Source organism: Mesorhizobium sp. G2-6-1, from assembly GCF_055809095.1.
Genome location: NZ_CM147896.1, coordinates 3,076,720 through 3,099,447 on the forward strand (window position 1 = coordinate 3,076,720; position 22,728 = coordinate 3,099,447).

Here is a 22,728-nt window from a genome sequence, read left to right on the forward strand (position 1 = left end):
ATGTATCAGGCTATCGTCTTCCTCCCCTGATCGGTTTTTTGATCGTCGGCCTGTTCGGTAACGCGCTTGGCGCCAAGGCATCGGAATATATTACGTCCGGTCTCCTGGTGATTTCAGCGGTATTGTCGTGGGTTGCTTTCTTTGCCGTCGGCTTTTCCGAGACGGAAGTGTTTACGGTGCCGGTGCTGCGCTGGATCGAATCTGGCGGTCTTGATGCGGCCTGGGCCTTGCGTATCGACACGCTGACGGTGGTCATGCTGGTTGTCGTCAATACGGTTTCGGCGCTGGTTCACATCTATTCGATCGGCTACATGCATCACGATCCGAACAGGCCGCGCTTCTTCGCGTACCTGTCGCTGTTTACCTTCGCCATGCTGATGTTGGTGACCTCCGACAACCTCGTTCAGATGTTCTTTGGTTGGGAAGGTGTTGGTCTCGCATCCTATTTGCTGATCGGTTTCTGGTATAAAAAGCCGTCGGCGAGTGCGGCGGCAATCAAGGCGTTTGTCGTCAACCGGATTGGCGATTTTGGCTTCGCGCTTGGTATTTTTGGCGTGTTTGTGCTGTTCGGTTCGGTCAATCTGGGCACGATTTTTGCCAATGCAGCGACTTTCATTCCTGCCGAGCATGGTGCTGACGCTGCCGCACATGGCGATACGGTGTTGAATTTCCTAGGCTACGCGCTCGACAAGCAGGCGGCAATGACCGTGGTTTGCCTGCTTCTGTTCATGGGTGCCATGGGCAAGTCGGCACAGGTGCCGCTGCACACATGGTTGCCCGACGCCATGGAAGGCCCAACGCCGGTTTCCGCGCTTATCCACGCGGCCACCATGGTGACGGCGGGTGTGTTCATGCTGGCTCGCCTGTCACCGCTGTTCGAGTTGTCGCATACGGCCCTTCTGGTGGTGACCTTCATCGGGGCGATCACGGCATTTTTTGCCGCGACGGTCGGTCTTGTGCAAAACGATATCAAGCGCGTCATTGCCTATTCGACCTGTTCGCAGCTTGGCTACATGTTCGTTGCACTCGGGGTCGGTGCCTATGGTGTTGCGATCTTCCATCTGTTTACGCATGCCTTTTTCAAGGCGCTTCTATTTCTTGGCTCGGGGTCCGTGATCCATGCCGTTTCCGACGAGCAGGATATGCGCAAGATGGGGGTTGCGAAAACTCATCCCGACCACCTACTGGATGATGGTGATCGGTTCGCTGGCACTGACCGGTGTCGGCATTCCGGCCACGGTGATCGGTACCGCAGGGTTCTTTTCCAAGGACGCCATTATCGAAAGCGCCTTTGTTGGTGAGAACGCCGTTGCCGGTTTTGCCTTCATTCTTCTGGTGATCGCTGCCTGCTTTACGGCGTTTTACTCGTGGCGTTTGATTTTCATGACCTTCCACGGCGAGCCGCGAGCAAGCCATGAGGTCATGCACCACGTTCATGAATCGCCACCTGTGATGCTGGTGCCGCTGTTCGTTCTGGCGGCGGGCGCGCTGTTTGCGGGCTTCCTGTTCCATGATCAGTTCATTGGCGAAGCTTACGGCGAATTCTGGAAAGCGTCTTTGTTCACGTTGCCCGGCAACCACATACTGCATGAGATGCATGGGGTGCCGCTGTGGGCGAAACTGTCGCCCTTCATTGCCATGGTCATCGGCTTTCTTTTGGCCTGGCAGTTTTACATCCGTTCGCCGCAAACGCCGAAGGAACTCGCCGCGCAACATCGCGGTCTATACGCGTTCCTGCTCAACAAGTGGTATTTCGACGAGCTTTACGATTTTCTGTTCGTGCGTCCTGCCAAGCGGATCGGTCATTTCCTCTGGAAGACGGGTGACGGCAAGATCATTGACGGCCTTGGGCCGGACGGGATCTCGGCTCGCGTTGTCGATGTGACGGATCGTGTCGTCAAGTTGCAGTCCGGCTACCTTTATCACTATGCCTTCGCCATGCTGATCGGCGTTGCCGCACTCGTCACCTGGATGATGCTCTGATGACCGACTGGCCCATTCTCTCAACGGTCACTTTTCTGCCGCTGGTTGGCGTGCTGCTCGTTTTGCTGATCAGCGACGAAAGCGACAGCGGCCGCCGCAACATTCGCGTAATTACGTTGCTGACGACCGTGTTTACCTTCGTGGTATCGTTGTTCGTCTGGATCGGCTTTGACAATGCACAGGCCGGGTTCCAGATGGTCGAAAAGCATGGCTGGCTGGATTCAGGCATTTCCTACCATATGGGCGTCGATGGCATTTCGATGCTGTTCGTCATCCTGACGACCTTCCTGATGCCGCTTTGCATCCTCGCTTCATGGGAAGCGATCCAGAAGCGCGTCAAGGCGTATATGATTGCCTTTCTGCTCCTGGAAACATTGATGATCGGCGTCTTTTGCGCGCTGGACATCGTGTTGTTCTATGTCTTCTTCGAAGCGGGCCTGATCCCGATGTTCATCATCATCGGTGTGTGGGGCGGCAAGCGGCGCGTCTATGCCTCGTTCAAGTTCTTCCTCTACACGCTGCTCGGCTCGGTCCTGATGCTGCTGGCCATCATGGCGATGTTCTGGCAGGCGGGCACCACCGATATACCCACACTTTTGACACATCCATTCCCGGCCAGCATGCAGACATGGCTGTGGCTTGCCTTCTTTGCGTCGTTTGCCGTCAAGATGCCGATGTGGCCGGTCCATACCTGGTTGCCTGATGCGCATGTCGAGGCGCCGACCGCCGGGTCTGTCATTCTGGCCGGTATTCTCCTGAAAATGGGCGGCTACGGATTCCTGCGTTTCTCGCTGCCCATGTTCCCGCTCGCGTCGGAAATGTTTGCTCCCTTCGTGTTCACGCTGTCGGTCGTCGCCATCATCTACACATCGTTGGTGGCGCTGATGCAGGAGGACATGAAGAAGCTGATTGCCTATTCCTCGGTCGCGCATATGGGCTATGTGACGATGGGAATTTTCGCCATGAATGCCGAGGGCGTGCAGGGCGCGATTTACCAGATGCTGTCGCATGGCCTTGTTTCAAGTGCGCTGTTCCTGTGCGTCGGCGTCATCTACGATCGCCTGCATACGCGTGAGATCGACGCCTATGGCGGTTTGGTCAACAACATGCCGAAATATGCGGTGGCGTTCCTGATTTTCACCATGGCCAATGTCGGCCTGCCGGGCACCAGCGGCTTTGTCGGAGAGTTCCTGACCCTGCTTGGCGCATTCAAGGCCAATACCTGGGTTGCCGTATTTGCGACCACCGGTGTGATCTTGTCGGCGTGTTATGCATTGTGGCTTTACCGCCGTGTCGTGTTCGGTGCGCTGACCAAGGAAAATCTCAAGAGCATGCTCGACCTGTCGGCGCGCGAGAAGGCGATCCTCTATCCGCTGGTGGTGCTGACCATCTTCTTTGGCGTGTATCCTGCACCTGTGCTCGACGCCACGGCGCAGTCGGTCAAGGCGCTGGTTACCAATGTCACCGCATCCATCGACGCCGCGCAGACCGCGGCTGCGAACTGACTGGAGAATTAGCGAACCATGACGCCGGAACTCTCTTCCAGTCTCGCCCTGCTGACGCCGGAGCTGATCCTTGTCGTTGGAGCCCTCGTGCTTTTGATGATCGGGGTTTATTCCAATGGTCGGCCAAGCACTTTGGTAACAACTCTCGCGGTCATCATCATGGCTGGGGCGGGCGCATGGCTTGTGTTGTCCGTCGGTGAGGGCAGGGCATTCGGCAATTCCTTTGTCGTTGATCCTTTCGCGCGTTTCATGAAGATACTGACCCTGGTCGGGGCCATTGCTACGTTGGTGATGTCGATCGGTTTTGCCAAGGCCGAGAAATTCGACACATTCGAATATCCGGTGCTGGTCATGCTGTCTTCTACCGGCATGCTTTTAATGGCTTCGGCCAACGATATGATTGCGCTCTATATGAGCTTCGAGCTGCAGTCTCTGGCGCTTTATATCATCGCTGCCATCAACCGCGACAGCCTGCGTTCGAGCGAAGCAGGTTTGAAGTATTTCGTGCTTGGCGCGCTTGGTACCGGCATGATGCTTTACGGTATATCGCTGGTTTACGGCTATACGGGCTCCATTGATTTCAACGTCATTGCAAGTGTTGTGAGCGGAGAAGAGCGCCAGGTTGGCGTCCTCTTCGGTCTGGTCTTCATTCTCGCTGGACTGGTGTTCAAGATCTCGGCGGCCCCGTTCCACATGTGGACGCCGGATGTTTATGAAGGCGCGCCGACACCGGTCACCGCATTCTTCGCCGTTGCGCCAAAGGTTGCGACGATGGCGTTGATCATGCGTCTCGTCATGGATGCCTTCGAGCCTTCGGCGGCCGATTGGCAGCAGATCATCGTATTTGTCTCGATCGCGTCAATGGTACTTGGTTCATTTGCCGCCATCGGGCAGCGGAATTTCAAACGGCTGATGGCTTATTCCTCCATCGGCCATATGGGGTTTGCATTGGTTGGCCTTGCCGCCAATAGCGAGACGGGCGTGCGCGGCGTTATCATCTATATGCTGATCTATGTGGCCATGACGCTTGGCACTTTCGCCTTCATCATCGCCATGCGCCGCAAGGATGGGCAGGTCGAAACCATCGGCGATCTGGCAGGGCTTTCGACCAGCAATCCGGTGATGGCGACCTTCTTGACAATCCTTTTGTTTTCGCTCGCCGGCATTCCACCGCTCGCCGGCTTCTGGGCCAAGTGGTATGTGTTTCTCGCGGCTATCGATTCAGGGCTCTACGCATTGGCGATCATCGGTGTCCTGTCATCCGTGGTGGCTGCGTTCTACTATCTGCGTATCATCAAGATCATGTGGTTCGACGAACCTGTCGGCGGCTTCGAACCGATGGCGGGTGAATTGCGCGTGATTCTTGGAGCATCGGGTGCCTTCGTATTGTTTTATGTGCTGATCGGCGGGCCGATCAGTTCCTATGCCGAAGCCGCCGCCAAGTCGTTTTTCTGATGGGGTTTTCGCTCGCGCCGACGGCGGTATCCAATGGATACCGGCTTGACGTGTATGATGTGGTTGGGTCCACCAATGCGACGGCGCTTGAACATGGGCGCGCAGGCGATCCCGGAAATTTGTGGGTGGTTTCCAAGAACCAGCAAAGTGGGCGAGGCCGACGCGGGCGGGCATGGATGTCGCCCGAGGGCAACCTTGCGGCAACTCTGCTGGTGGTCGCTGATTTTGAACCCCGGCTTGCTGCCACGCTTGGCTTTGTTGCCGGTCTGGCGCTTGCCGATGCGCTCGATGCTGTTGCGCCAAAAGCGAGAATATCAGTTGGCGTCGATGGTGGAAGCGGTGAGCACCGCAACCGGTTTGAATTGAAATGGCCAAATGACGTGCTGGCGTCGGGAGCCAAGCTCGCGGGCATTCTGCTGGAATCGGTCATTTTGGAGAACGGGCGTTTTGCGGTCGCTGTCGGCATTGGGGTCAATGTTGTGGCAAGCCCGGATGGATTGCCTTATCCGGCCACGTCCTTGAAGGCCTTGGGCGCGAGTTCTGATGCCGAAACGCTGTTTCTGGCATTGTCCGATGCCTGGAACGAAAATGCACGGGTGTGGAATGGCGGGAGCGGCCTTTCAGATGTGCGGCGGCGTTGGCTTGAACGCGCGGCAGGTTTAGGCAGCGAGGTCGCCGTGCAGATTGATGGCAATGTTGTTCGCGGCAGCTTCGAGACGATAGACGAAGACTGCCGTTTCGTGATCCGTGAGAAATCCGGCTCGATCGTTACAATCGCTGCGGGTGACGTGCATTTTGGTGCGGTCGCCTCGCTTGGTGCGACCTGATCCGCAAGGAAGGAAATATAATGGCGAAAGCTGATAGCGCTGAACTTGTCTTCGTGCCACTCGGCGGTGTTGGCGAGATTGGCATGAATTTCGCTCTTTATGGCTATGGGCCGAAAAATGCCCGCGAATGGCTCATCGTCGATGTCGGCGTGACCTTTCCCGACGCCGCACATCCGGGCGTTGATCTGATCTTGCCAGATACACGCTTCATTGAAGAAGATATCTCCAACCTGCGCGGTATTGTCATTACGCACGCGCATGAAGATCATTACGGCGCCTTGCACGACATCTGGCCGCGGCTGAAAGCGCCAGTGTGGATGACGCCGTTCGGGGCGGGACTGCTTGAGGCCAAGAGGCAGGGGCAGCAGAATGCTCCGAAAATCCCGGTGACAATTTATCGAGGCGGAGACAAGTTTACTGTCGGGCCGTTCGAGATCGAGGCAATTCCGGTTGCGCATTCCATCCCCGAACCAATGTCGCTTGCCATCACGACGCCGGTGGGCACGGTCGTTCATACCGGCGACTGGAAGATCGACCCGGAGCCCACTCTTGGGCCGAAGACGGACGAAGCCCGCTTTCGCGCATATGGCGATAAGGGTGTCCTGGCGCTTATCTGCGATTCCACCAATGCGATGCGGGAAGGGGTTTCACCTTCGGAGCAGGAGGTTGGTGCCAGTCTGAAAACCATTATCGAACAGGCTAAGGGACGCGTGGTCGTCACCACGTTTTCGTCGAATGTGGGGCGCATCATTTCGATTGCGCGGGCGGCGCGCGATGCCGGGCGCAAATGCCTTGTGCTTGGACGGTCGCTGAAGCGTGTCATCGATGTGGCGGGCGAACTTGGCTATATGGATGGATTGCCGGAGTTCATTGCCGAAGAAGACTATTCTTTCGTCGACCGCCAGAACATGGTGGTCATATGCACAGGCAGCCAGGGCGAACCGCTGGCGGCCCTTGCCAAGCTGTCACGAGAAGAAATGAAGTCAGTCGGTTTGACAGCAGGCGATATGGTGATCTTTTCGTCGCGCACCATTCCGGGCAACGAAAAAGCAATCCTTGAGATTAAGAACAGGCTGATAGATCTTGGCATGAAGATCATGGAGGATGACGATGCGCTGGTGCATGTGTCGGGCCATCCTCGCCGCAGCGAACTGAAGCGCATGTATGAATGGGTCAAGCCGCAGATCGGTGTTCCGGTGCATGGCGAGGCCGCGCATCTGGTGGCACAAGGCTCGCTGATGTCCATGTCGGGAATAGGTCAGGTCGCGCAGGTGCGCGACGGTGACATGCTGAGGCTCTATCCGGGTGCAGCGGCCATCATCGATCAGGTTCCATTTGGCCGAGTCTACAAGGATGGCAGGCTGATTGGCAGTGACGAGGCGATGGGCATCAGAGAGCGGCGCAAGCTGTCTTATGCCGGTCATGTTGCGGTTAATGTGGTGCTGGATGACAAATATGAACTCGCTGGCGACCCCGATCTTGTCGCAATTGGTGTTGCAGAAATCGATGCCAGGGGCGAACCTCTCGAAGAATTGATGATCGATGCGGCAATCGGCGCTGTGGACTCCATCCCCAGACAGCGCCGAAAAGATTTGGACCTCGTTCAAGAATCGGTGCGCCGCGCCGTTCGCGCTTCGGCAAACGAAGTTTGGGGCAAGAAGCCGCTTGTGACGGTGTTCGTCACACGCTGATCTTGCTGCAAAGGAGAAGACCATGCTTGGCCGCCTGAACCATGTTGCCATCGCAGTGCCCGACCTTGCCAAGGCAAGTGCGGGTTATCGCGAGACGCTGGGCGCGCAGGTGACGGAGCCACAAATATTGCCTGAGCATGGCGTGTCGGTGGTTTTTATCAATGTCGGCAATACCAAGATAGAATTGCTGGAACCGCTTGGTGAGAACTCGCCGATCGCTGCTTTTCTGGAAAAAACCCGGCTGGCGGCATGCATCACCTTTGTTATGAAGTGCCCGATATTGTCGCGGCGCGCGACCAACTCATGAGTGCTGGGGCGCGTGTTCTTGGCGATGGCACCCCAAAGACCGGTGCGCATGGCAAGCCGGTCTTGTTTCTGCATCCAAAAGATTTTTTCGGCACGCTGATCGAACTGGAACAATCATGAACTGGGTATCATTCACCGCAATTTTTTACGTCATATGGTGGATTACCCTTTTCGCCATTCTGCCGTTCAACGTAACCACACAAGAAGATGAGGGTGACATTGTGCCCGGCACGATGGCGAGCGCCCTGGCTCAATGCGCATGTTGCGCGCGGTGATTTGGACAACCGTGATAACGTCGATTATTGTCGGCATTCTTTTTGGGTTGACGGAAGGGCTTGGGTTTGGGTTCAGCGATCTTCCGCAGATGCTGCCGACCTACAACTGACGTTTCAACTTGTTGTGATGGTTGAGGTTTCTGTCTGAAAGCCTTGATCTGAGGGGCTTCATTCCATTTGAACCGCGGACCGAAAAGCGGTTGCCGGTTTTCGGAATTTCGCGCGGCTCTTTCAAAGCGACATGCCGTAGAAGCGGTGACCCCTAAATGAATTCCATCTGCTGGTGGGTACTGGACTGCACAAAAAAATGCAAGGCCAGAAGCCTTGCAATTTAACGCGTCCGATCTTTATTCCGTAAACGGCGGCTGCGAATTACCGCGCCAAGATCGCATCCTCCCAAGACTTTGACCGCGCAGGAGAGCAGATTATCTCTGCCCCCGCTATTATCGCGGCACACTAGACCAACGCTGTCAGTAGAGTCACTAGAAATTTTCTACAGAAACAAAAATTAATGTGCTGCATTGCACAATTATTCTGCAGGCGTGAGCAAAATCCGATCAGCTTGCGCGATACTATGTTTGACGTCTGGCGCGGGTTTCAATTCGGTCATGAAATGGCTATGAAGTGCCGGCAAACAAACCTGCCGCGCGCCGATTCTGGTGCCGCCATTTTCGCATACGGACCAGATCATGCGTTTGTCACGCTATTTCCTGCCCATTTTGAAAGAGAATCCGCGTGAAGCGGAGATCGTTTCACATCGCTTGATGCTGCGTGCCGGTATGATCCGCCAGCAGGGCGCAGGAAGTTTCTCGTGGCTCCCGCTTGGGAAACGAGTACTCGACAAGGTCTGCAACATCATTCGTGAGGAGCAGAACAGGTCAGGTGCGCTGGAAATCCTGATGCCGACCATTCAAGGGGCCGATCTGTGGCGCGAAAGCGGCCGCTACGACGACTATGGCAAAGAGATGTTGCGTATCAAGGACCGCCATGAACGCGATATGCTCTTTGGGCCGACCAACGAGGAAATGGTGACGGAGATTTTCCGCTCCTACGTTCGCTCCTACAAGGATCTGCCGCTCAATCTCTATCATATTCAATGGAAGTACCGCGATGAAGTGCGCCCGCGTTTCGGCGTGATGCGCAGCCGCGAATTCCTGATGAAGGATGCCTATTCCTTCGACATCGACTTTGAAGGTGCGCGTGCGGCCTATAACCGGATGTTCGTTTCCTATTTGCGCACGTTCACGCGTATGGGGCTTCAGGCAATTCCGATGCGTGCCGACACGGGGCCGATTGGCGGCGACCTTTCGCATGAGTTCATCATTCTTGCCGATACGGGCGAAAGCCAGGTGTTTTGCCATCGCGATTATCTCGCGCTCGAAGTGCCGGGTGAGGATACCGATTTTGCCAATGCGGCTGAAATCGGCAGTGTCGTGAAAACATGGACGACACCCTATGCCGCTACCGACGAGATGCATGACGAGGCTGCATGGGACAACCTCCAGGAGGCTGACCGGGTGTCGGCCCGCGGGATCGAGGTTGGTCACATCTTCCATTTTGGCGAGAAATATTCAAAGCCTATGGGAGCGAAAGTGACCGGGGCCGATGGCAAGGATCATTTTGTCTCAATGGGCTCTTATGGCATCGGGCCATCACGGCTGATCGCGGCGATTATCGAGGCCAGCCATGACGAAAATGGCATCATCTGGCCAGACTCCGTTGCACCTTTCGATATAGGTCTTATCAACATGAAGGCAGGCGACGGCGAATGCGACCGAGTTTGCGATGACCTCTACTCGATGCTGACAGGTGCTGGCAAAGACGTTCTTTACGACGATACCGAGCAGCGCGCAGGCGGCAAGTTTGCGACCGCGGATCTGATCGGACTGCCCTGGCAAATTATCGTCGGGCCGCGTGGCGTTGCCGCAGGCGAGGTGGAACTGAAGAACCGCAAGACGGGTGAGCGTGAAACGTTGCCGATTGCTGCTATGGCGAAACGCCTTGGTGTGACGGCATGAACGAGGCTACAGCGGCGCACATGTCGCAAGATGCGGGCGCGTTACAAAGCGCGGGGCCGTTTTCCGGGTTTGAGCGCATGGTCGCGTGGCGTTATCTGCGCTCGCGACGCAAGGAAACCGTTATCTCTGTCATCGCCTCTATATCGTTTCTGGGCATCATGCTTGGCGTTGCCACGCTGATCGTGGTGATGGCGGTGATGAACGGTTTTCGGGCCGAACTCTTGACCCGCATCCTGGGCGTGAACGGTCATCTGATCGTAACGCCAATCGATCTGCCGCTTGAGGATTATGCGGCCGTGGCGGGGCGCATCAATGGTGTGCCGGGCGTCAAATATGCCATTCCATTGATCGACGGGCAGGTGCTTGCACAAGGCAATGTCGGCTCCGGCACAGGCGCGCTGGTGCGCGGCATCCGTGGTGAAGATCTTGGCAAGGTTTCTATTGTCGCCAACAACATCAAACATGGATCGCTGGTCGGTTTCGACAAAAGTGAAGGCGTTGCCATAGGTCGTCGCATGGCGGAAAGCCTTGGACTTGTGCTTGGCGACACCATTACGCTGATTTCACCGGATGGAGATGTTACACCGCTTGGCACAACGCCGCGTCTGAAGGGATATCCGGTCGTCGCGATCTTTGAAGTCGGCATGTCGGAATATGACAGTTCCATCATCTATATGCCGTTTTCGGAAGCGCAATTGTACTTCAATATGGAAGGCAAGGCGCAAACCATCGAAATCTATATGGATGATCCCGACAATGTCGATGCGTTAAAGCCCAAGGTTGAAGAGGCGGCGCAGAGGCAGATTTACCTGACCGACTGGCGCCAGCGAAACCACACATTTTTCTCTGCGCTACAGGTCGAGCGCAATGTGATGTTCATGATCCTGACATTGATCGTTCTGGTGGCGGCGCTGAACATCATCTCCGGTCTCATCATGCTGGTGAAAGACAAGGGGCATGATATTGCCATACTGCGCACCATGGGGGCATCGCGCGGTGCCATCTTGCGCATTTTCCTGATGACGGGCGCAGCAATCGGGGTGATTGGTACGTTCGCCGGCGTGGCGCTCGGTATCGTCATTTGCCTCAATGTCGAGCGCATCCGGGAATTCTTTTCCTGGATTTCAGGCACGATCCTGTTCAACCCGGAGCTTTATTTCCTTAGCCAGCTTCCGGCAAAAATGAATTTCGGCGAGACTGCTTCCGTCGTCATCATGGCCTTGGTTTTGTCTTTTCTGGCAACCCTGTTTCCGGCATGGCGTGCTGCCCGGCTCGACCCGGTTGAAGCGCTGAGGTACGAATAATGGCCGAGGTCATTATCGAACTGAAAGCCGTTGAACGCCATTATGTACAGGGGCAGCGCAAGCTTACCATTCTCAATGGAGCCAACTTCTCGCTAAGGCGTGGTGAAATGGTGGCGCTGGTGGCGCCGTCGGGCACCGGCAAATCAACGCTCTTGCATACGGCGGGACTGCTGGAACGGCCGGATGTTGGCGATGTGATACTCTCAGGGCGCGCGTGCGGACGTTTGAACGACGCGCAACGGACATCCATACGCCGCAACGATATCGGGTTTGTCTATCAGTTCCACCATTTGCTGCCGGAATTTTCGGCACTTGAAAACATCATGATGCCGCAACTCATCAAGGGTTTGCAGCGTCCTGACGCGGCCGAGCGGGCTGCTCAGTTGTTGGACTACATGCAGATTGGTGATCGTGCTCACCACCGGCCTTCCGAACTTTCCGGGGGCGAGCAACAGCGGGTCGCAATTGCGCGCGCGGTTGCCAACGCACCACTGATCCTGCTTGCCGATGAGCCGACCGGCAATCTCGATCCGGTGACTGCCTCTTATGTTTTTGAAGCGCTGGAGGCTTTGGTTCGCCAATCCGGCCTAGCAGCGCTGATTGCCACGCATAACCATGAACTCGCATCGCGAATGGATCGGCGCATCACGCTTGACGATGGGAAAGTGGTGCCACTATAGGGCGCTGTGCATCTGATCGGACGCACAAAAACGCTCTGACGCGCTGATGAGCATCGGAATATTCCGGAAAACCAGCTATCGCATCTCGCACGATGAACCAACCACGCCCGGTTTCTGTTCATGAGCGGCATCAACACATCATTAACCCTGGCAATCAGACTTGCGGGCTTTTCGCAGGTAGTACAATGATCGCCGTTGACAATTGAACAAAATTAGAACAAAAATAGAACATAACAAAAACAGGAGAGATTTATGACCGATCTTGTTCAGGATGTTGTGTCGCTTGTGTGCATGAGTGCCTTCCTCGTTTCCATGGCGATGTGGATTGGAGCGATGTGAAAACGGGTCGGTGAGGGGCATGCCTCACACTGACGGATTGGACCGGCGTTAAACCTTTGTTGCCGTGGACGGCGCTAGGCTATTCTTGCGAATGCATGAGGTGATGCCAAGTGTCGATGATAGTGACGGTGGGTCTTGTGGCCTGCAATGTCGGTCTGATTTTTGTGCTGATGGCAATGCCTCTCGGCGTGCGGACGGTCAGGCATAGCCGTTTAATGCCGATAGGTCGGCGGCGTCTTTGGCAATCGCTGTGGCCGCTTGGCGCAGAAGCGGGATGGTCTGGCCAAATCGTTTCGGCCACTCCACTGAATGATGAAGGTATGGTGCGAATAAGATCGTCCTGGGAGGGACGGGATGGCCTGCCGATCGAGCGAACGGTTCTGCTGGAGGATGTGACAAACGATGCGCGCTTTTCCATGCGTATTACTGACGATCTCGTCGCTTGATGCTGCGTTCTGGGCGCATTATCGCGAAACCACCGAGATCATAGCTGAAGGCAGCGGCGCGCGCGTAATCGTTAGCCAAACCGACCGCTATCGCGGGGCTGCCTTTCTCGCGTTCAGATATTTTACCATGCGGCGGAAATTGGCGAAGCTGGAAAGCTGGGCTGCGACCGGACATTACAGCGAGGGCGGATGGTTTGAGCATCCGCTTAGCCAGATCGGCTTCGCTGTTCTTTCCGCGCTTATTTTATGGCCGTTGTTCGGTCTGAATTTCGGTGGACTGATGCTCGCTGCCATACTGACATTTGTGGTGGCCTTGCATGAACTTGGCCACATGGCGGCATTCAGGATGATGGGTCACCGCAAGGTCAGAATGATTTTCATACCTCTGCTTGGTGGTATCGCTATTGGTGGGCGTCCGTATGACAGCCGCTTCGAAGTGGCATTCGTGGCGCTGATGGGTGCCGGCTTTTCGGCGCTCCTGGTGCCCGTTGCGATTGCCTCGAGCGTGCTCGCAGGTGCAGAAGGGTTCCACGCGGGGGCGGCGCTGCTTGCGACGTTTGCAGGTTGCGCCGCCCTTTTCAATATTGCCAATCTTGTCCCTGTATGGAAATTCGATGGCGGTCAGGTACTTCGCCAGATCTGTCCAAATCAAGTGACTCTTGGATTGTCATCCTTCTTCCTCCTGTCGGCATTTCTTGTGTTGGGCCAACAGGCAGGTATGTCGTCAGGTTTCCTTATTGTGGCTGCTGTTGTGTTTGCGATCCTCAGTCTTTTGACGGCTGGCAGTAGTGTCAAGCCGCGTTACGATCTCAAGCCGATCCGGACCTTTGACCGGATCGCGATGGCCGGGGCATTGGTGTCGGTTTTCGTCATTCATGGCTACGGGCTGCTGTGGGCGTCAGCAAAGCTTTCGCTGATCTGACAGGATTACTGAACCGTTCCCGATATCGGTTTTACGCAATCGCAAACTGAAAACCGCTGCGCATTTTTTTGGAATTGCGCTAAAATTGTGAACTCGACTTCAAGCACCGCTGCGCGTGGCGGGTTCGCGTCAACCCACATCCTGTATCTCTTCGATGCCGGTAAAAGCGGTTGCACCGAAAACATCTTCGAATGCGGTTTTCAGCGCTGTATCAAGGTCGCTGATTGTTACCGGCAGGCCGAGATCGACAAGGCTGGTAACCCCATGATCTTCTACGCCACATGGTATGATGCCGCTGAAATGGCTCAGGTCGGGCTCGACATTGATGGCGATGCCGTGAAAACTCACCCATTTTCTAAGGCGGATACCGATGGCCGCAATCTTGTCTTCGGCCGGTGATCCATCGCGGCTTGGGGGCGATCGGGCCGAACCACCCACACGCCAACACGGTCTTCACGCCGTTCGCCCCGCACGTTGAAAGCCGCGAGTGTGCCGATAATCCATTGCTCCAGCGCAGCAACGAATGCGCGAACGTCTTCGCGCCGGCGTTTGAGGTCGAGCATCACATAGGCAACCCGCTGCCCCGGTCCGTGATAGGTATATTCACCACCACGCCCGGCTTGAAAAACCGGAAAGCGCTCGGGTTCAAGCAGGTCGGCGACACGGGAGCTGGTGCCGGCGGTATAGAGCGGGGGATGTTCGACCAGCCAAACCAGTTCATTGGCCTCGCCACTTCGGACGGCATCGGCGCGCGATTCCATGTAGGCGAGGGCGTCCGGATAGGATGTGAGACCGGGTTCGATACGCCATTCGACCGGAGCGGATCCGGGAAGTGGCAGGAACGATGTGGCGATCTGGCTGCGTGCAGGCATTGGTTGTCTCGAAGCTATCCTGCTTCATATGGCGTCAATTCAACAAAACGTCCAGTTTGCTGCGCGCGATACCCATGCAACTCATTTATCGGGGCAATGGGCGAGTGAATTCCTTATCTGCACGAATATTGCCGTGCATGCTCTTGTTTAGCCAGAAGCGATTTGCTAAACGCCGCGAGCCGGAGTAGTCCGGCCCTCTACCACGTGCGGTCGTGGCGGAATTGGTAGACGCGCAGCGTTGAGGTCGCTGTGGGGCAACCCGTGGAAGTTCGAGTCTTCTCGACCGCACCAAAATCGCCGTCATTTGGAGCCAGTTCGTTCCTCAAAAGTGCACCATCCTGCCGCGTTCGGCTCCATATAACTCAATGCCGTCGCGTGCTTGAACGACCAGAAGATCAAGCTGCGCTACCGGGCTGTGACGACGCGCCGCCAATTGGTTCGGGATTTCCGGTCGCCCATTCCACTTGCCAATTTTGGCGCAAGTTGCATTTCATTTGATATTGCGGTGCTTTGCACGCTAGACGTGGCCTTCACGATTTGCCGGAATCTCGCCCGCGGGAGGCGCGCCAATGGAAAGCCAGGACGAGAAGGCGACCGGCACACCGGACGCCCAGTCCATTCATGACGAGGTTTACAGCGAGGACGGCGTCATTCAGTCGTCGTTTCTGGCACGAATAGGTGCGGCTATCGCTGAGCGCGATACGCTGGCTCTAAAAAATGACGTAGACGATCTTCATCAGTCGGAACTTGGCGATCTGCTTGAGGCCTTGCAGCCGGAGCAGCGGCGCGCGCTGGTCGAATTGCTTGGTTCTGATTTTGATTTTTCCTCGCTCACCGAGGTCGATGAGGCGATCCGCCTCGATATCGTCGACAATTTGCCGAATTCGCAGATTGCCCAAGCGGTTCAGGAGCTGGATTCGGATGATGCTGTCTACATTCTGGAGGATCTCGATCAGGTCGATCAGGATGAGATTCTTGCGCAGCTTCCGTTTACCGAACGCATCAGGCTTCGCCGCTCTCTCGATTATCCGGAAGAAACTGCGGGTCGGCGTATGCAGACCGAGTTTGTCGCCGTGCCGCCGTTCTGGACGATCGGGCAGACGATCGACTATATGCGCGACGATAAGAATCTTCCCGACCATTTCAGCCAAATTTTCGTCATTGACCCGACGTTCAAGCTTTTGGGTGCGATAGATCTCGACCAGATCCTGCGTTCCAGGCGTGCGGTCAAGGCTGAAGACCTGATGCATGAAACGCGGCATGCGATTCCTGCGACAATGGATCAGGAAGAGGCTGCGCGCGAATTCGAGCAGTACGATCTTCTGTCTGCTGCCGTTGTCGATGAGAACGAACGTCTCGTCGGTGTGCTGACCATCGACGACGTGGTCGATGTCATCCAGCAGGAAGCCGAGGAAGATCTTCTGCGCATGGGCGGTGTCGGCGACGAAGAACTGTCGGACACTGTGTTTACGACCTCACGCTCGCGGGTGCCGTGGCTTCTGGTCAATCTATTCACCGCGTTTCTGGCAGCCTCGGTCATCGGCCTGTTCGACCGAACAATCGAGCACATTGTGGCGCTTGCCGTGTTGATGCCGATCGTGGCCGGCATGGGGGGCAATGCCGGTTCCCAGACGATGACGGTGACGGTGCGCGCGCTCGCGACCAAGGATATCGATATCTACAATGCGTGGCGCATCATTCGCCGCGAAATGGGCGTTGGCTTTATCAATGGCGTGGTTTTCGCCATCCTGATCGGCATCGTTGCCGCCATCTGGTTTCAGGACCCCAATCTTGGCGGCATCATTGCCGCTGCCATGGTCATCAACATGTTTGTGGCTGCGCTGGCAGGAATTCTGATTCCGCTGCTTCTCGATCGTTTCAACATCGACCCTGCGGTCGCTTCGGCTGTTTTTGTCACGACTGTCACCGACGTCGTCGGTTTCTTCGCATTTCTCGGCCTGGCAACGTGGTGGTTCGGGATTTCCTGATCCGGAAAAATTCTCAGGGGTACGCGCGCAAATGTTGCGGTGTTTGACTTTTACGTAAACGCTATGCCAAATTCTGCCCCGCGTTATGCGTTCCTCAACTATGAGGTGCGAGAAGACCGTTTCAGGGCAATGAGGGCAATTGATGGTGGACAGTCAACGCGATTTCGCGCCGACTCGTGGAATAACGATGCGAGAATATTATTCCATTACCGAACTGACCCGAGAATTCGGCATATCGACGCGAACTTTGCGCTTCTATGAGGACGAGGGGCTGATTCTACCGGTGCGTCGCGGTCGTACCCGATTGTTTCGCCCTTCGGACCGTCAGTTGATCCGGCAGATCATGCGCGGAAAACGGCTCGGCTTTTCAATCAATGAAATCCGCGAGATTATCCAGATGTACAAGACGCCGCCCGGCGAGGTCGGCCAGCTTAACCTGATGATCAAGCAGATCGAGGAGAAGCGCGCGGAATTGCGCCAGAAGCGGCGCGACCTTGAAGAGACTTTGGCGGAACTGGATCATGCCGAAGAATTATGTGTGGAACGCCTGGCGGAGCTTGGCGTCAATACATGATGGTTTTGCGCTGCTGATTTCGCCCGGCCTGATCTCGGAAAATTAGCAAGCCTTCTATATCCAGCGGCGTACTTTCTTTGCGTAATCGCGGTATCTCTTGCCGAATTTTGCTGCCAAAGCCTTCTCTTCTTTTTCGATTGCGAGCTTTCGCGTGGCGAAGGCGGCGAGAAATGCGAACAGCAGAAACCAGGGAATTCCGGTCAATAAACCGATTGCGATCAACAGCAATGTGTTTGCGAGATATAACGGATTTCTCGTCGTGGCAAAGGGACCGGTTGTCACCAGATGATCGGGTGGTGCGTTGGGGTTGAGCGTCGTCTTGGCGCGTATCATGGTGCGGATTGAGGTGATCCACAACGCTGCGGTTGCCAGTACCGCCAGACCGCCGATGGCAAAAAGCAGGTAGCCGAGAAGCCCGCCAATCCACGGCAAGGGGTAGAGAAGGCCGAGCACGGTGCTGGCGGCAATCGCGACGATGTAAATGACCGGTGGCCATGGAATGCCACCCCATTTTGCCTGCTTGTCCGTCATTTCGTGTCCCTCCCGATCATGTCGTTATCTGTGCTTAGCGTACACTGAACGGCAAGTTCGCCAATATGGGCCTTGCTCTGGGGGCTCTGGTTGCCGCTGAACACCGCATCCAGACTGTTTTCGGTTTCCAGCGCGTCCAGCATGCACACGCAATAGAGGGAGCAGAATTCAGTGTCGCGCTTGTCTTCGCATGATGCTTGGCAAGAACTCAGGAAGGATTGCTGGCGCGTTTCGACATGGGCTGGCATGACTTGCGAAAACAGCCACACACAGGCGATCAAGACCGGTTGATGGATGAGGTAGAAAGCGAGGCCGTGGCGTCCGGCGAAAATCAGGGGATTTGCCCAGCGGCCGGGCGAGATTTTCCTCAGCCATGCCAGAAGGCCGGCCGATGTTGCCATTTTCGTGACCGCAATTCCCGCCAGAACCACGCCGAACCACGGGAACAGCGGCACGTAGTCATTTGAACGTGGGTTTAGCGAAGACAGGCCGACCCACCATAAGGAAGGGTGATCGAATATGGCGGAACGAAGAAAGGCGGGTGCGGCGATTACCAGTGCTGCAATGCCAAGCGTCAGCAGAGATGGCAAGCGAAGGAAGACGAGACCAAGCAGGCTTGCCAACGCAATCTGATGCAAGATTCCGAAGAAGATGAACGCGTCTGGCGTTGCCAGATATGTTGCAAGGGTAATGGCAAGTGCGGCAACAGCCACCATCGCCAGCCGCTTCCAGAACCCGTTCCAACGAGATCCCCTTGCTGTGAGCCAGCACGAGGCTGACGCCGACCAGGAACAAGAAAGAAGATGCAATGCAGCGCGCGTAAATTTTCCATGCGCCGAATTCGGTCAAACCGGCAGAAGCGTAGCCGAAGAATTCGAGATCCCAGGCCAAATGATAGCTTGCCATGGCCAGGAGTGCTGCGCCACGTGCAAGATCAAGGAGCACGATACGCCCGGACTTTGCCTGAACAGTCTCGGCGCGTTCGTCGATGGTCATTGGGGCTCAAACTCGGTTTCGATCATGGGATAATTATCATGGGTCGCTCAGATGCAAGAGCAGAATTGCGGCAAGGTGCCGATTTGCGCAATGATTAAAGGGTGTTTGGGCCAGTTCAGGAAAGCTTTTGACAGCTTCGTATTTTGGCTTTTTCAGGTCGAAATCCTGCTACTGAGAGCTTAGAGACGACGGCAGATTGCGAAGTGAATCGGGTTTGCGATTCTCTTTCGGAGAAGCCAATGGCTATCCATGTTCGCCATCCGATCTGGCTTCAATCCGTGCGCCCGGCAGGCGCGCGCACATTTGCGTCTCTCTATGCGGTGGAATCATTTGCGCGTGCCATGGTCACGAGCGTAATTCCGATTCAGGCCTATGAAATACTGAAAAACGAGCAGGTCGTTTCGATCCTCTACACGGTCGTGTCGTTGCTCGGTCTGTCGGTCACGCTATTCATGCCAATGCTTATCCTGCGTTTCGCAAGGCGGTGGATTTATACAGCGGGTGCGTGCCTGCTGGGTCTTGGCTCGCTGTTTTTCGTCACCGATACGCTGGTTGGCCAATTGCTAGGGATGCTTTGCCGCGTCATGGGGGCAAGTGCGCTGTCGATCACGCTTAATCTTTATATCATGGACCATATTCGCAAGACCGATTTCATGCGCTCGGAATCGCTCAGAATGGCATGGTCCATGGTCGCGTGGACTGGTGGGCCGACGCTGGGCATCTTGCTCTATACACATTTCGGGCTTTATGCCGCGCATGGTGCCGTGGCGGTTGTCGCACTTGCGTTGCTTGCATTGTTTTGGACATACAGGCTCGGCGACAATTCGTTGATTGCACCGGGCAGGAGCCGCCCGGTCAATCCGCTTGCCAATATCGGGCGTTTCATTTCCCAACCGCGATTGCGGCTTGCCTGGATAATCGCATTTGGCCGGTCGTGTTTCTGGACGACGTTTTTCGTTTATGGCCCATTGTTAATGGTTATCGCAGGCGAGGGTGAACTTGCTGGCGGCCTGCTCGTGTCGGCAGGCAACGTGCTGCTTTTCACGGCAATATTCTGGGGCAAGGCGGGAAAGCGGTTCGGTGCTCGCCGCATCATGACAATGGCATTTTTCGTGATGGCTCTATTGCTGTTTGCCGCCGGGTCGGTTGGAACATCGGCGCCACTTCTTGCCGGGGCCTTGCTGCTTGTCGGAGCCTTTTTTACGATCGCGCTCGATTCACTTGGCTCAACCGTTTTCATGCGCTCGGTGCATGCCTATGAGCGACCGCAAATGGCTGCTGTCTACCGCACCTATCTCGACTTTTCGGAATTGACACCGCCGCTGGTCTATTCGGTGGTTCTGGCGTTCTTCGGGCTCGGTTCCGTTTTCGTGACCCTGGGGTGCCTCGTCGCCGTTTGCGGTGTCGTCACCTGGCGGTATTTGCCAAAATCCATGTAGTCGTTGTTGCTTTGAACCGGTGAAACCCGGTTGTCATGTTGCAGATACACTGGTGTGCTGGTCACGTATCCAGTTGTGGAAGCGATGCAAGTCGTATTCTTCGGGCATCAGAACACCAGCATTGTGAGCTTTGCAGTGCAAGCCTTTCTGATTGACCTCGCAGATCGCGGCGTCTTCTTCCAGCACCTGGGTTCCGAACGCGACAATGTTGTCTATATCGGACTGCGGCGCGCTCAAGGCTTCGGGCAGGAACAACCACTCCGCGGTAAGTTCGGTCTGTTCGGGACCAAGCGGCACCAGCCGCACAACGCGCACGTAATCGACGTGGCCAACCACAAACATTGAGGGCAGGCTGGTGACGTAAGTTTGCCCTGCCGCGCGTTCTTTCTCGGTCAGGCGTGGAAAGATCGGGCCATGCGCGCGCCCGTCACAAGACCATGTTTCGGCACCATCAGCCAGTTGGCCTGAAAATTCAGGCGCGTCATTGTCGGCGTGGCGTACCCATTGGGGATCGTCGTGGCGCTCCATCAGGCCTCGACCGTAAATTGGCACCAGCCGCGACAAATCCTTGTGAACACCTGGGCAGTGCAGGCATTCGTTGAAGTTCTCCCAGAATAATTTCCAGTTGCAGTTCATCACCTTGGTTAGCACATGGCCGCTCACCAGATTTTCCAGCGGCCAGTTGCCCAGATCGCCTGAGGATGGATCAAAGCACGCTTCAGCTGATCCTTCAGCTTTCTGGTCGAGATTGACGAAGACAAAACCGCGCCACAACGACAGCGCCACCGGGTAGAGCGGGTGGTCGCTCTTTTCAAAACCATCCGGTATTGCCTTTGATGGCACCCGCACAAGATCGCCTTTCAAGGAATATGACCAGGCATGGTAGGGGCAGGTGATGAGCCGTGCTTTCAGGCGTCCGGCGTCAACCTGGCAAAGTTGTGAACCGCGATGCCTGCAAGTGTTGTGAAACGCCCGCAATTGACCGGCTTCGTCGCGTATCAGCAGAATTTCCTGAGTGCCGATACGAAACCGCCGGAAAGCAAGTGGTTCGGCGAGGTCGGCTTCGCGGCAAACGAAGACCCAGTTTCGATACCATATCGCTTCGAGATCGCGCGCGAAATCATCCTTGCCCCAATAGTTTGAGGGCGGCAATGTTGGCTGTGTCCTGGTCAGGCCATTATAGCGCGTGCTGCTGTTTTGATCGGGTTGCATGACGGCTTCCTCGAATATGATAGCCGACACCGGACAGGCGGGTTTGTCAATTGCGGGAAGTTAGTCCGAGTTTGCGAATATGAGACAGATTGGGGCGGAAACTGGTTTGCCGCCTGCTGTGGTTTGCCTATAGTCCGAGCGGTGGTTTCAAGCGAAACCAAGAGGAAAATTTCATCACTATGAATAGCCTTACATTTGTCATCGGTGGCGCGCGTTCGGGCAAAAGTCGACACGCCGAGGAACTGATCAAGGCCTATGCTGCACCGTGGACCTATATTGCGACGGCCGAGGCATATGATGAAGAAATGCGTGAACGAATTGCACTTCACCGCTCGCGGCGCGGTGAGGGGTGGCACACTATCGATGCGCCGCTTGATCTTGCGGGCGCGATCGAAGCGCTTCGCGATGATGAACCGGTGTTGATCGACTGCCTGACCTTATGGCTTTCAAACCATCTTCTGGCTGAACATGATCTGGACCGTGAATGCGCGCGGCTGGCGCAATTGCTTTCTCATCCTCGTGGGCCATGGTTCGTCGTCGCCAATGAAGTCGGGCAAGGCGTGGTACCCGACAACGCATTGGCGCGCCGCTTCCGTGATGGGGCGGGGCGTCTCAATCAACAGGTGGCGGCAGTTGCCGACACTGTGCTTCTTATGGTGGCGGGATTGCCGCTCAAGGTGAAATGACATGACTGTTCTCAAGGATATGGCCGCTAGCGATACGCAAGCAGAGCGCCACAAGGCCAAGATGGCCAAACGCAAGGCTGTGCAAGATGCTGAAGTGGCGCAAAAAACTGTCGAAAAGGGCCTGTTGATTGTCAACACCGGCCCCGGCAAAGGAAAATCGACAGCGGCCTTCGGACTGGCGCTCAGAATGCTTGGTTACGGCAAGCGTGTTGGCGTCGTCCAATTCATCAAGGGCGCATGGCATACGGGTGAGAAAGATGCATTCGCAGCTTTTGGCGACCGGGTTGAATGGCACACTATGGGTGAGGGTTTCACCTGGGAAACGCAGGACCTCAATCGCGATATTGCCGCTGCTCAGGCTGCATGGGCCAAAGTGGTCGAGTTGATGGAAGACCCTACGATCAGCCTTCTGGTTCTCGATGAGTTGAATATCGCGCTTCGCTACGACTATCTCGATATTGATGAGGTGGTGTCCGCTTTCATGGCGCGCCGCGAGGGGTTGCACATCGTTGTCACTGGCCGCAACGCAAAGCCGGCTCTTGTTGAGGCGGCTGATCTGGTCACCGAAATGGGATCGACCAAGCACCATTTCTCCGCTGGCGTCAAAGCGCAGCAAGGGATTGAGTTCTAGTGTGGCACCACAATAGCAGATTGTGAGCTTGGCAGGACAGAGGGGGTA

At 55.8% G+C, this 22,728-nt stretch carries 17 protein-coding genes, 1 tRNA gene and 4 pseudogenes; 18 read left to right on the forward strand and 4 right to left on the reverse strand.

Features of this window, described 5'->3' with window-relative positions; genetic code table 11:
• The 12 genes and pseudogenes from nuoL to AC0L7S_RS14850 all read left to right on the forward strand — a co-directional run bounded on the left by nuoL (position 1) and on the right by AC0L7S_RS14850 (position 13,751).
• Positions 1–1,983 (forward strand): annotated as a pseudogene (gene nuoL / locus AC0L7S_RS14795) (NADH-quinone oxidoreductase subunit L).
• Positions 1,983–3,488 (forward strand): NADH-quinone oxidoreductase subunit M, encoded by a 1,506-nt coding sequence (locus tag AC0L7S_RS14800; RefSeq protein ID WP_473471733.1) that lies wholly within the window; start codon positions 1,983–1,985, stop codon positions 3,486–3,488. The pseudogene nuoL and the gene AC0L7S_RS14800 overlap by 1 nt, the downstream one beginning before the upstream one ends.
• A gap of 18 nt (positions 3,489–3,506) precedes the next feature.
• Positions 3,507–4,943, forward strand: a complete 1,437-nt coding sequence (gene nuoN / locus AC0L7S_RS14805) for an NADH-quinone oxidoreductase subunit NuoN (protein ID WP_473471734.1) — start codon at positions 3,507–3,509, stop codon at positions 4,941–4,943.
• Positions 4,943–5,770, forward strand: coding sequence for a biotin--[acetyl-CoA-carboxylase] ligase (locus tag AC0L7S_RS14810; RefSeq protein WP_473471735.1), 828 nt, complete (start codon positions 4,943–4,945; stop codon positions 5,768–5,770). Before nuoN ends, AC0L7S_RS14810 begins: the two co-directional genes overlap by 1 nt.
• Before the next feature lie 20 nt (positions 5,771–5,790).
• Positions 5,791–7,461, forward strand: coding sequence for a ribonuclease J (locus AC0L7S_RS14815; RefSeq protein ID WP_473471736.1), 1,671 nt, complete (start codon positions 5,791–5,793; stop codon positions 7,459–7,461).
• Between the two features lie 22 nt (positions 7,462–7,483).
• Positions 7,484–7,887: pseudogene (mce, locus tag AC0L7S_RS14820) on the forward strand (methylmalonyl-CoA epimerase).
• A complete protein-coding gene (locus tag AC0L7S_RS14825; protein ID WP_473471737.1) occupies positions 7,884–8,042 on the forward strand; it encodes a DUF1467 family protein in 159 nt (52 codons plus the stop codon). Before mce ends, AC0L7S_RS14825 begins: the two are co-directional and overlap by 4 nt.
• A 689-nt stretch (positions 8,043–8,731) precedes the next feature.
• Positions 8,732–10,060: a proline--tRNA ligase gene (proS, locus tag AC0L7S_RS14830; protein WP_473471738.1), complete on the forward strand. Its 1,329-nt coding sequence runs from the start codon at positions 8,732–8,734 to the stop codon at positions 10,058–10,060.
• A complete protein-coding gene (locus AC0L7S_RS14835) occupies positions 10,057–11,364 on the forward strand; it encodes a lipoprotein-releasing ABC transporter permease subunit (RefSeq protein WP_473471739.1) in 1,308 nt (435 codons plus the stop codon). The genes proS and AC0L7S_RS14835 overlap by 4 nt, the downstream gene beginning before the upstream one ends.
• Complete coding sequence (locus AC0L7S_RS14840; RefSeq protein WP_473474313.1) at positions 11,361–12,044, forward strand: ABC transporter ATP-binding protein; 684 nt, start codon at positions 11,361–11,363, stop codon at positions 12,042–12,044. The genes AC0L7S_RS14835 and AC0L7S_RS14840 overlap by 4 nt, the downstream gene beginning before the upstream one ends.
• Before the next feature lie 449 nt (positions 12,045–12,493).
• Positions 12,494–12,829 (forward strand): hypothetical protein, encoded by a 336-nt coding sequence (locus AC0L7S_RS14845; protein ID WP_473471740.1) that lies wholly within the window; start codon positions 12,494–12,496, stop codon positions 12,827–12,829.
• Complete coding sequence (locus AC0L7S_RS14850; RefSeq protein ID WP_473471741.1) at positions 12,786–13,751, forward strand: zinc metalloprotease; 966 nt, start codon at positions 12,786–12,788, stop codon at positions 13,749–13,751. The genes AC0L7S_RS14845 and AC0L7S_RS14850 overlap by 44 nt, the downstream gene beginning before the upstream one ends.
• A 129-nt stretch (positions 13,752–13,880) precedes the next feature.
• Here the strand turns inward: AC0L7S_RS14850 and lipB are convergent.
• Positions 13,881–14,623: pseudogene (gene lipB / locus AC0L7S_RS14855) on the reverse strand (lipoyl(octanoyl) transferase LipB).
• 206 nt (positions 14,624–14,829) lie between these two features.
• Between lipB and AC0L7S_RS14860 the strand changes: the two are divergent.
• From AC0L7S_RS14860 to AC0L7S_RS14870, 3 genes are all read left to right on the forward strand, one after another.
• A tRNA-Leu gene (locus AC0L7S_RS14860) sits at positions 14,830–14,914 on the forward strand.
• 278 nt (positions 14,915–15,192) lie between these two features.
• Positions 15,193–16,611, forward strand: coding sequence for a magnesium transporter (gene mgtE / locus AC0L7S_RS14865; RefSeq protein ID WP_473471742.1), 1,419 nt, complete (start codon positions 15,193–15,195; stop codon positions 16,609–16,611).
• A gap of 187 nt (positions 16,612–16,798) precedes the next feature.
• Positions 16,799–17,185 carry a MerR family transcriptional regulator gene (locus tag AC0L7S_RS14870; protein ID WP_473474314.1) on the forward strand — a complete coding sequence of 129 codons (387 nt, stop codon included), beginning with the start codon at positions 16,799–16,801 and terminating at the stop codon, positions 17,183–17,185.
• Between the two features lie 54 nt (positions 17,186–17,239).
• Here AC0L7S_RS14870 and AC0L7S_RS14875 read toward each other — a convergent pair whose 3' ends face one another.
• Both AC0L7S_RS14875 and AC0L7S_RS14880 read right to left on the reverse strand, forming a co-directional pair.
• Complete coding sequence (locus AC0L7S_RS14875) at positions 17,240–17,716, reverse strand: methyltransferase family protein (protein WP_473471743.1); 477 nt, start codon at positions 17,714–17,716, stop codon at positions 17,240–17,242.
• Positions 17,713–18,712: pseudogene (locus tag AC0L7S_RS14880) on the reverse strand (heparan-alpha-glucosaminide N-acetyltransferase). Before AC0L7S_RS14880 ends, AC0L7S_RS14875 begins: the two are co-directional and overlap by 4 nt.
• Before the next feature lie 239 nt (positions 18,713–18,951).
• Between AC0L7S_RS14880 and AC0L7S_RS14885 the strand changes: the two are divergent.
• On the forward strand, positions 18,952–20,151 hold the full coding sequence (locus tag AC0L7S_RS14885) for an MFS transporter (RefSeq protein WP_473471744.1): 1,200 nt from the start codon (positions 18,952–18,954) through the stop codon (positions 20,149–20,151).
• Positions 20,152–20,184: 33 nt separating this feature from the next.
• Here AC0L7S_RS14885 and AC0L7S_RS14890 read toward each other — a convergent pair whose 3' ends face one another.
• A complete protein-coding gene (locus AC0L7S_RS14890) occupies positions 20,185–21,363 on the reverse strand; it encodes an aromatic ring-hydroxylating oxygenase subunit alpha (protein ID WP_473471745.1) in 1,179 nt (392 codons plus the stop codon).
• 179 nt (positions 21,364–21,542) lie between these two features.
• Here AC0L7S_RS14890 and cobU point away from each other — a divergent pair, with 179 nt between their 5' ends.
• Positions 21,543–22,049, forward strand: coding sequence for a bifunctional adenosylcobinamide kinase/adenosylcobinamide-phosphate guanylyltransferase (gene cobU, locus AC0L7S_RS14895; protein ID WP_473471746.1), 507 nt, complete (start codon positions 21,543–21,545; stop codon positions 22,047–22,049).
• Position 22,050: 1 nt separating this feature from the next.
• A complete protein-coding gene (gene cobO, locus AC0L7S_RS14900; protein ID WP_473471747.1) occupies positions 22,051–22,680 on the forward strand; it encodes a cob(I)yrinic acid a,c-diamide adenosyltransferase in 630 nt (209 codons plus the stop codon).
• The last annotated feature ends 48 nt before the right edge of the window (positions 22,681–22,728 follow it).